The 9,925-nt window shown below is 33.0% G+C and carries 9 protein-coding genes; 6 read left to right on the forward strand and 3 right to left on the reverse strand.

The features are described 5' to 3' along the window. Positions 1-10: 10 nt before the first annotated feature. Positions 11-112: an IS3 family transposase gene (locus IPZ78_RS17415; RefSeq protein WP_394371242.1), complete on the forward strand. Its 102-nt coding sequence runs from the start codon at positions 11-13 to the stop codon at positions 110-112. 45 nt (positions 113-157) lie between these two features. On the opposite strand, the gene IPZ78_RS16845 is transcribed toward IPZ78_RS17415, so the two are convergent. The 3 genes from IPZ78_RS16845 to floA form a co-directional block, all read right to left on the reverse strand. Further along, positions 158-745, reverse strand: coding sequence for a Maf family nucleotide pyrophosphatase (locus IPZ78_RS16845; RefSeq protein WP_225555151.1), 588 nt, complete (start codon positions 743-745; stop codon positions 158-160). Between the two features lies 1 nt (position 746). Beyond that, the gene (locus tag IPZ78_RS16850; RefSeq protein WP_225555152.1) at positions 747-1,265 is read right to left on the reverse strand and encodes a KdsC family phosphatase; all 519 of its coding nucleotides are present in this window, start codon (positions 1,263-1,265) and stop codon (positions 747-749) included. A 296-nt stretch (positions 1,266-1,561) separates the two neighbouring features. Further along, entirely contained in the window at positions 1,562-2,539 is a 978-nt protein-coding gene (floA, locus tag IPZ78_RS16855) for a flotillin-like protein FloA (protein WP_225555153.1), read from the reverse strand. 231 nt (positions 2,540-2,770) lie between these two features. Between floA and IPZ78_RS16860 the strand changes: the two genes are divergently transcribed. Genes IPZ78_RS16860 through IPZ78_RS16880 form a run of 5 tightly spaced genes read left to right on the forward strand, consistent with a single transcriptional unit; the run spans position 2,771 to position 9,770 of the window. Then, positions 2,771-6,169 carry a response regulator gene (locus IPZ78_RS16860; RefSeq protein ID WP_225555154.1) on the forward strand — a complete coding sequence of 1,133 codons (3,399 nt, stop codon included), beginning with the start codon at positions 2,771-2,773 and terminating at the stop codon, positions 6,167-6,169. Further along, on the forward strand, positions 6,157-6,990 hold the full coding sequence (locus IPZ78_RS16865; RefSeq protein WP_225555155.1) for a CheR family methyltransferase: 834 nt from the start codon (positions 6,157-6,159) through the stop codon (positions 6,988-6,990). The genes IPZ78_RS16860 and IPZ78_RS16865 overlap by 13 nt, the downstream gene beginning before the upstream one ends. Further along, complete coding sequence (locus IPZ78_RS16870; protein WP_225555156.1) at positions 6,990-7,556, forward strand: chemotaxis protein CheB; 567 nt, start codon at positions 6,990-6,992, stop codon at positions 7,554-7,556. The genes IPZ78_RS16865 and IPZ78_RS16870 overlap by 1 nt, the downstream gene beginning before the upstream one ends. A gap of 5 nt (positions 7,557-7,561) precedes the next feature. After that, entirely contained in the window at positions 7,562-9,175 is a 1,614-nt protein-coding gene (locus IPZ78_RS16875; RefSeq protein ID WP_225555157.1) for a response regulator, read from the forward strand. Between the two features lie 58 nt (positions 9,176-9,233). After that, complete coding sequence (locus IPZ78_RS16880; RefSeq protein WP_225555158.1) at positions 9,234-9,770, forward strand: plastocyanin/azurin family copper-binding protein; 537 nt, start codon at positions 9,234-9,236, stop codon at positions 9,768-9,770. Positions 9,771-9,925: the final 155 nt, after the last annotated feature.

The following is a 9,925-nucleotide window of genomic DNA, read 5'->3' on the forward strand; positions in this document are numbered from 1 at the left end:
AAAGGAAATAATAAGTTATATCAATTACTATAATAAGGTTAGAATTAAATCAAATTTAAAAGGAATGAGCCCGATAGAATACCGAGCTCATTATTTCAAAAAGATTGCATAAATTCGTCTAACTTTTGGGGCGCAGTCCATTAAAAGCCTCCTTTTATTATATTAACTCTTTTATTGCTCGATAAAGTCTAGCTGTAGGCAATCCCATAACATTCTCATATGAACCATGAATATGAGTGACTATAATGCGGCCTATCCACTCTTGGATACCGTATGCACCAGCCTTATCATAAGGCTCATATTTATCGACATAATAAACTATTTCGCTAGTTTCCAAATTATCAAATCGAACGACTGTTTCGTCTGTAAAATGAATCACCTTACCAGCATAACCTATAGCTACCCCTGTCAAAACTTGATGACTTTTACCCGAAAGTGATTCCAATACTTGAAAAGCTTCTTCTCTAGATTTAGGCTTTCCTAAAACATTATTATCCGAATCCACTACAACTGTATCCGCGGTGATTACTAATGAATTTTTAAACTCTTCTCCATCAAAAGCGGCAAGTTTCTTTAAGGCAACGTATTCAGCTGACTCTATAGATTTAACCTCAGGTGGAATTGTTTCATCAACACTTCTAATCACGACTGAAAAATCTATATCTAATGAGGCTAATAATTCTTTCCTCCTTGGCGATTGTGAACCTAAAATCACCTCTATACCTTTCAATTTATCCCTCAGCATATTATACACTTGTAGTCAAGACATCGACATGCCATTTACCCTGAAGACGAAGTGTCTTTTCCAAGACCTCACGTACTACTCCTTCACCACCTTTAAATTTAGAGACATAATCACAAAGTTTTTTTATATCCTCTACAGCATCTGCAGGAGCTACAGCAACTCCAACACGTTGCATACATATATAGTCTGGCATATCATCGCCTATAAACAATACATCCTCCAACGCGTGATTATATTTTTTCAAAAGATCCTCGAGTACGGCTAACTTATCACTTATTCCCAAAAATATTTCCTTGACACCTAATCCTTGAAATCGAATCTTCACGCCCTCAGATTTAGCACCTGTTATTACGAAAACATCAAGTCCTTGTTTGATTGCATATTGGATGGCGTAACCGTCTTTAACATTAAATGTTCGTAATTGATTTCCATCATCCGTAACTAATATATTCCCATTTGTAAGTACGCCATCAACATCTAAGATGACACATTTCACACCCTTTAATTGTGTATAAATCATAAATATGCTATAAGCAACTGCTTAATATTCAATTCTACTAAAAAATAATTTACTCAAAAAAGACAGTGAATTATCCCAAAAAACCATAATAATCACAAGACTGTCACAAACTAGTTGTTTTCACAACTTTTACACCAAAAAGCTTGACCGGTGTCAATTCTTGATGTAAATTTGTATCAACAATTCAGACAAAGTATATCAGAATTGTTCATAAAAAAGTCTTTTCATAATTTAGGTTTATAATTGGTTAGTAGCAAACCTTGGCGCCCATCGTCAAGGTTTTGTTTTAATACCAACTATTTTTTATCATTACTTTTTGGATTAGATATCGAAGAACGCATATCCGTATCCGCTTGAATATTTTGCATTTTGTAATAATCCATAACACCCAAATTTCCTCCTCTAAATGCTTCGGCAATAGCCAAAGGTATTTGAGCTTCTGCTTCTATAACTTTCGCTTTGGCTTCCTGAGCTTTAGCCCGCATCTCTTGTTCACTAGCTACAGCCATAGCCCTACGTTCTTCCGCGCGTGCATTTGCAACTTTAAGATCAGCCTCGGCTTGATCTGTTTGTAATTTTGCACCTACGTTTTCACCTATATCTATATCAGCAATATCAATTGATAGAATTTCAAAAGCTGTTCCCGAATCCAAACCCTTAGACAATACTGTTTTCGAAATTTTATCAGGGTTTTCCAAAACTTCTTTATGATTAGTAGCTGAACCGATAGTAGTCACAATTCCCTCTCCTACACGAGCCAAAATAGTTTCTTCTCCAGCACCACCAACTAATTGATTGATGTTGGCACGTACTGTAACTCGTGCCTTTGCAATAAGTTGAATACCATCTTTTGCCACAGCAGCAACTGGGGGGGTATTAATTACTTGTGGATTAACTGACAATTGAACAGCATCAAATACATCTCTTCCCGCTAAATCAATCGCTGTTGCTAATTTAAAATCCAAAGGTATATTTGCTTTATCTGCTGAAATAAGTGCCTTAATGACCCTATTTACATTACCTCCGGCCAAATGATGCGTTTCAATTTCATTAGTTGTAATTCGCAAACCAGCCTTGGTTGATATAATCATAGCATTTGTTACCAATGCGGGCGACACCTTACGCAAACGCATAAGCACTAAATTTAACAAACTAATACGGACATTTGAAAGCTGAGCTGTAAACCACAGATTGACAGGCAATAAGTACAACAATACAGACAATGCAACTACTGCACCAACTATTGTTAGTATAAGACTAATTTCGGGATTCATAAATTGTTGTATTTAAATCAATAATCACTTCTCTAAAGATATTTATTAAATTTAATTTATATCACTTTTTAAATTAAAAAATCATATAAATCTTTTAATTTTATAAAAATCTAAATTATTATCATTTCATTCTACTTATATTGCACAACATTTGCAATATTTATTGAGAAACAAAAAAAATTATTAACGAATCGGTAAAGAGCTTTTCATTAGACTGATTACTATCATATCATGGTTAAAAATAATAGAATAAAAACTCAGTTAATCACCAGCAGTATCATATCCTTATTGGTTATGGTTATCGGCACGTCATACTTGTTTTACAGTATAAATTATTATACAAAAACAAATGAGATTATTCTCAATGAGACGCAAGAACAGCTATATATATCGACAGCGATTAACACGAATTTAAGAGAATTAATTAATGCTAATATTTCCGAAATAGAAAGCCCTAATCAATTTAAGCCTGAAATAAAAAGCAAAATAGTTAAATTAAATGATGAGCTAAATAAGCTCCAATCCTATCGTTTAGATAATGAATATGTCAATATTCTCACAAAACATGTTACTGATTTAATTAACACCTCGGAATCAGCTAAGGTGCATAACAAAATAGAAATCTTAGAATATTGGAATAAACAAGATAATCAAGCATTAAATATCATAAATGCATTTATCAAAAATATAGTCGAGCACAGAAAAGAAAAGATTGATCAAAATGAATCTTCTTTCACTATTGCTAAAGTCATTATTATCATATTAATAATTTTAGTGATTAGTTTTATTTCATTCACCTTCTACAAAATACTCCAGACTCTAAATACCCTAAGAGAAACTACTGAAAATTTGAGCAGCATAAACAATGAATTTGTTCATGCTAAAGTAGAAATTGAGCAAACAAATTGGATTTTAGAAAAAAGCTCTTTGATTTCAGATGGTATAAGTGGATTGGATGAAGAAAGCGAAATCTGTAATGTGGTAATAAATATTCTAAATCAAAATATTTCATCCCCAGCAATTGCCATTTACATCAAACAATTGGATTCAGATTTATTCAAAATATGTGCATCACATGGTGTGAATAAAAATCTTGCCCTACAGAAATTCTATTTAGGTGATGGTTTTTTAGGGAAAGTTGCTTTTGATAAGAACAATGTAATTTTAGAAAGCCAAAATATAGAACATTTAAATATTAAAAGCTCAATAGTTAAGGACTACAAATATTCTGTTCTTTATTGTCCATTAGTTCATGATGATGTGACATTAGGCGTTATGGAAATAGCTATTTCTGATTTAGATGAAAGTAATAAAGTTAGATATAATGAATATTTCGCAAGGATAGGAAGAAATATCTCAACTCGTATTAAATTCGGTCAAAGCCATCTATTAGTTCAAGAGTTGTTGGATGAGACTCAACGTCAAACGGAAGAATTAGAAGCGCAACAAGAGGAGCTTCGCATTACTAATGAGGAATTAATACACAAAACAAACTTACTAGAATCTTCTGAAGAAGAGCTTCGTGTTCAACAAGAAGAGCTTACGCAAGCAAATATTGAGTTAAATAAAAAAGCAGAAGAGCTAGAGGTTAGAAATTCTGATCTTAATGAAACTCACAAGCTAGTGGAGCAAAAAATCATGGAGGTGGAATTGGCTAGTAAATACAAGTCTGAATTCATGGCCAATATGAGTCATGAGTTAAGAACCCCACTTAATAGTATTCTAATTCTAGCGAAATTACTTCAAGATAATAAACACCAAAACTTAAATAACGAACAAGTAAAATATGCGAAAGTAATCCATGATGCTGGAGCTGATTTATTGCAATTAATTAACGAATTACTTGATTTAGCGAAAATTGAGGCTGGTCATGTGGATTTAAACATCGGAAAAATAAATTCGAATGAATTTGTCAAAGATACCGAGGAACTTTTCAAAGCAATTGCTAAAGAAAAAAACATTGCTTTTCTAACATCGATTCACCAAGATGTACCTGTAGAGTTTTTCTCAGATGAATATAGACTTCAGCAGGTTATTAAAAACTTCTTGTCAAATGCTTTTAAATTTACTGAGCAAAACGGCAAAGTAGACCTAAATATTTCATTACAATCAAACAACTTATGCTTCGAGGTCGTTGACTCTGGTAAAGGAATTTCCAAAGAAAAACAGGAGCTTATTTTTGAAGCATTCAGACAAGAAGATGGATCTACAAGTCGCAAATACGGAGGTACTGGGCTAGGCTTATCAATTAGTAAAGAAATTGCTAGTTTATTAGGTGGTCGTATTGCTGTAGAAAGTGAAATAGGAGTAGGTAGTAAATTTTCTTTAATAATACCGATTCAAACAGTTGATTCGATAGAAAAAGACACTAAACAAATCGAAATACAAACTACAAAACCTATAATAAGAGAAAATATAGTATCAAATCCTAAAACAGAGACAGAGGTAATATCTGAAACCAAAACAATTTTGATTATTGAAGATGACATAAATTTTGCCGACATCTTAAAGGGATTTGCACAAGATTATGGATTCGAAGTTATAATTGCCCATGATGGTGCTAAAGGTATTGAATTAGCTAAATCACACTTACCTAGCGCAATCATATTGGATGTCATGTTGCCAATTGCTGATGGCTGGGAGGTTCTTAGATCATTAAAGGATGAGGATGCTACAAAACACATCCCTATTCATATGATGTCCGCAGCGACATTCTCTAAAAAGGATTTTATAGAGAGGGGTGCAATTAGATTCATGCATAAGCCAGTAACTGAAGAAACTATTCAAAGTACATTTGAAAATATAAATATCAACTTAAGTAAATCTGTCAAAAAAATACTACTTGTTGAAGACCAAGAATTACAAAGTGACTATATTAAAAACTCATTTTCGGGCCATAATATCAATGTAATACAGACTTTCTCACTTAACTCGGCATGGACCAAGCTTAATCAAGAAGAAAACATCGACTGTATTATCCTAGATTTGAGTTTGCCTGATGGTAATGGCTTAGATCTTATTGATAGAATAAAAGATCATAAACAACTTTCTCATATTCCAATCATTATCAATACTGCATACGAACTCCCAAAAGAACAATATGAAAAAATACTTTCGGATGCTAATGCTACAATATTAAAATCTGATAAATCAAGTGATAGACTAATTGATGAAGTTAATCTATTTTTAAATAAATTAAACACAAAGGCACAGCCAAATACTACGTCTATTCCTACTATTACCCAAACTAATAACCTGAATGGTAAGCGCGTATTGATAGCGGATGATGATATGAGAAATGTATTTGCTCTATCTACAAGCCTTCAAAATTATGACATGAAAATCGAAATTGCTAACAATGGCAAAGAAGCTGTCAATATTTTGAGAGACCCGAATCATGGTGTTGATATCGTCTTAATGGACATTATGATGCCAGAAATGGATGGTTATGAAGCGATTAAGGTGATACGTGAGGAGTTAAAATACAAAAATCTACCTGTATTAGCCGTTACAGCTAAAGCAATGAAAGGAGATAAAGAAAAATCCATACAAATCGGTGCTAATGACTATGTAAGCAAACCAATCGATATTGATAAGTTGACATCATTAATGCAGGTATGGCTGGGTTAAAAGAAAATTTAATTATTGAATTTCAGGATTTAGAGGAAATAATATATCTTCTACAAAATGTCTCTGAATATGATCTTTCCGGGTATTCTAAATCTTCTTTAAAAAGGAGAGTTGAGCGTTTTTTGCAAGTTCAAAATATGGATATCGTTGATTTAAAAAACACCATAATCAACGTTAAAGACTTTCAGCATTATTTCATACAAGAATTGGTGGTAAATGTGACAGAAATGTTTCGTGACCCGCATTTCTATGTATCGCTTAAGAAAAATGTAATCCCCTATTTAAAAACTTATCCTCAAATCAGGTTATGGAGTGCAGGATCTTCAACAGGGGAAGAAGCATATTCTACCGCAATTGTATTAAACGAATCAGAAATATTAGAGCGTAGCTTTATATATGGCACAGATATTAGCCCTAGAGCATTAGATATAGCTCGCAAAGGAGTCTATCCATTAAGTAAGATAAAATCCTACACTGAAAACTATTTACAGACGCAACCTACATCAGATTTTTCAAGTCATTACACAGCGATGTACGACGCTGCAATTATTAATAAGGAATATAGAAATAAGGTGTTGTTTTCAACTCACAATCTAGTCACAGACAATGCTTTCAATGAATTTCAATTGATCATGTGTCGCAATGTGATGATTTATTTCGATAAAGAGTTACAGCGACGCGTATTGAATTTATTTTACGATTCACTTAGTCTATTTGGATTCTTGTGTCTTGGTTCAAAGGAAAGTTTATACGCCCACGATATTAAAAACAACTTTAAAGTAATCGACAAACAATACAATATCTACCAAAAAATAAAGTAATGCAACTGGCGTCAAACATTATATTAATAGGTGGCTCCGCGGGTTCATATACCTTAATAGCAGAATTATTGGAACAATTACCATCTTATTTTGATACTGCTATTTGCATTGTTTTGCACAGAAACAGACAATACGACACGCAGATTGAAAAGAGCTTATCACGAAAACTAAAGAAGAATATTGTATCAGCATTTGATAAATTAGACATCTGTAAAAACCATGTTTATTTTGCTCCTGCTGGATATCACTTGCTGATTGAGCCTGATTTCACGTTTTCTATTGACAGTTCAGAGCATATAAATTATTCTAGACCATCTATTGATGTTTTATTTGAAACAGCTGCTCAAATATATAAAGAAAAATGTACTGCATTTTTGCTCTCAGGAGCAAATACAGACGGAGCAAAAGGATTACGTATTATTGAAGAATTTGGTGGGAGAATTATAATTCAAGACCCAGAAGTAGCACCTATTCGAACCATGCCTTTAGCCGGCAAACGAGAAACATTAAATCCAGAAATATGGACGGATTCTAAAATAGTGTCATATTTCAATACTTTAAATTAATAGTCATGAAAAAAATCAATTTATTGATACTTGACGATAAGGAAGAAAATATTATCAGTTTAGAAGCTTTATTAGGGGATATTGAAAACATCAATATTATCAGCACAACTGATCCTAATGAAGCCTTAAAACTTTGCTGGAAAAATGATATTTATATCGCTTTAGTTGATGTCCAGATGCCTGATATAAATGGTTTTGAATTTGTCTCATTACTTAAAGCTAACCCAAAAACCAGCCATATCATTGCTATTATGGTAACGGCTATTTCTAAAGAAGACAAATACTTAATCAAGGGTCTACAAAGTGGGGCTGTAGACTACCTATATAAACCACTCAACCCAGAAATTACCATTGCGAAAGTTAACGCTTTCGTAAAGCAAGTAATCATTCAAGAAGAAATCATACAAAAAAACGCAGAGCTTGAACAATCTAAACTTGCTCTAATAGCATCCAATAAGGAGGCTGAACATGCTCGTAAATCAAAAGAAATATTTCTAGCCAATATGAGTCATGAAATACGAACGCCAATCAATGGTATAATGGGCATTATGCATATGCTCAAGAATTCACCTTTGAATAGTGAACAAATGGATTGGGTCAAGCGTCTAGATACTGCATCAAATTCGTTGTTAATGATTATTAATGACATTCTGGATATATCCAAAATTGATTCTGGAATGATGAAGATTGAATATGAAAGTTTCAATTTGCGAGACTTGATAGAAGAAACAACAAATATTTTTAGAATAAAAGCAGAAAATAAAAACTTACTCTTAGATGTAATAATTGGGGATAACCTACCACAAATTGTAAGGTTTGATGCACTTCGTCTACAACAAATTCTAACAAATTTCATATCAAATGCATTAAAATTTACGCAAGAGGGAAAAATAGAATTTTATATAGACAAACTCTCTCAGAAAGAGAATGTAAATAGGATACAATTTGCTGTAAAAGATACAGGAATAGGTATCAAGCCTGAATCAGTCGATAAAATATTCCAAGAGTTTGAGCAAGGAGATGATCGTATAACCAAGAAATTTGGTGGAACAGGATTGGGCCTTGCTATTGTAAAAAAATTAGCTAAACTTCTAAATGGTGAAGTATTAGCGGAGAGTAATTTTGGAGAAGGCTCGACCTTTTCATTCATAGTAGATATTGAAAGTGAAACTGAAAACACCTTGGATAGAAAAAAAGAAAATTTACAATTCACAGAATTGCAAAAATTAAACAATTTAAAAATCTTAGTGGCAGAAGATAATGACTTAAATAGTTTTATGTTAGCTCATATGCTTCGAACTTGGGAATGTGAGGTTAACATTGTTAAAAATGGTCGCTTAGCATTAGATGCCTTGGAAGTAGATCGCTATAACTTAGTATTAATGGACACACACATGCCAGTTATGAGTGGATTTGAAGCCATTACTGAGATTCGTAATAGCTTAGACCCACAACTAAGTAATATGCCGATCATCACTATTTCGGCATCAGTGATGGAACATGAACAAAAGGCTGCGTTTGAAGTTGGTGCTGATGATGTAATTGGAAAACCTTTCCATCCGATAGAACTATATAATAAAATTGTCAAAGCTTGTAAGATTCAAATAATAAATAGTTAAGAAATTTCCTTAAATGCAGATAATTTGTAAATTTGAAAGATACAATTTATATAAGATTATGAAAAAATACTTTTTAATTCCTGCAATTGCTTTAGCTATCACTATCGCATCATGCGGTGGAGGTAATACAAAAAATGAAGCTGACAATACAGCTACAACGCCTACAGAAGAGCCATCAACTGGAGCTACTGAAACTGTAGAAGGTATTGAAAACGTGACTTCATCTAACACATGGACTGTAGAAGGAAATGATCAGATGAAATTTAACACAGAATTAATTCGCGTAAAAGCAGGAGAACCTCTTGAATTAACATTAAAAAATGTAGGTTCTTTACCTAAAGAATCTATGGGACATAATCTAGTAATCTTAAAACCTGGTGTTGATATCGCAACATTTGGCGGAGAAGCTGCCGCTGCTGCGGATAATGAATATATCCCTAAATCTTCTCTATCATCTGTAGTAGCTCACACAAAATTATTGGGTCCTGGTGAGGAAGATAAAATATCTGTGACATTAGAAAAAGGAGTTTACGAATACATCTGTAGTTTCCCTGGTCACTTTGGTATGATGAAAGGCAAAATCGTTGCTGAATAACTCTTTCAGTAATCATAATATTAAAAAAGAGGCTGTCTAAAAAGGTCTGTTAATTAAAGAGCCCCGTCATTAAAAAATAATGGCGGGGCTTATGTTTTTTGTCCTCAATTTTTTGTAAATTGAGGTGCACCCAAAAAACGATATGAAAGTACAAT

The organism is Sphingobacterium bovistauri (assembly GCF_020295405.1).
Taxonomy (GTDB): Bacteria; Bacteroidota; Bacteroidia; order Sphingobacteriales; family Sphingobacteriaceae; genus Sphingobacterium; species Sphingobacterium bovistauri.

What these genes read in the sequence shown, in the direction of transcription:
- IPZ78_RS16845 (WP_225555151.1), bottom strand. Translation starts at nt 745, where the DNA reads ATGCTGAGGGATAAATTGAAAGGTATAGAGGTGATTTTAGGTTCACAA.
- IPZ78_RS16850 (WP_225555152.1), bottom strand. Translation starts at nt 1,265, where the DNA reads ATGATTTATACACAATTAAAGGGTGTGAAATGTGTCATCTTAGATGTT.
- floA (WP_225555153.1), bottom strand. Translation starts at nt 2,539, where the DNA reads ATGAATCCCGAAATTAGTCTTATACTAACAATAGTTGGTGCAGTAGTT.
- IPZ78_RS16860 (WP_225555154.1), top strand. Translation starts at nt 2,771, where the DNA reads ATGGTTAAAAATAATAGAATAAAAACTCAGTTAATCACCAGCAGTATC.
- IPZ78_RS16865 (WP_225555155.1), top strand. Translation starts at nt 6,157, where the DNA reads ATGGCTGGGTTAAAAGAAAATTTAATTATTGAATTTCAGGATTTAGAG.
- IPZ78_RS16870 (WP_225555156.1), top strand. Translation starts at nt 6,990, where the DNA reads ATGCAACTGGCGTCAAACATTATATTAATAGGTGGCTCCGCGGGTTCA.
- IPZ78_RS16875 (WP_225555157.1), top strand. Translation starts at nt 7,562, where the DNA reads ATGAAAAAAATCAATTTATTGATACTTGACGATAAGGAAGAAAATATT.
- IPZ78_RS16880 (WP_225555158.1), top strand. Translation starts at nt 9,234, where the DNA reads ATGAAAAAATACTTTTTAATTCCTGCAATTGCTTTAGCTATCACTATC.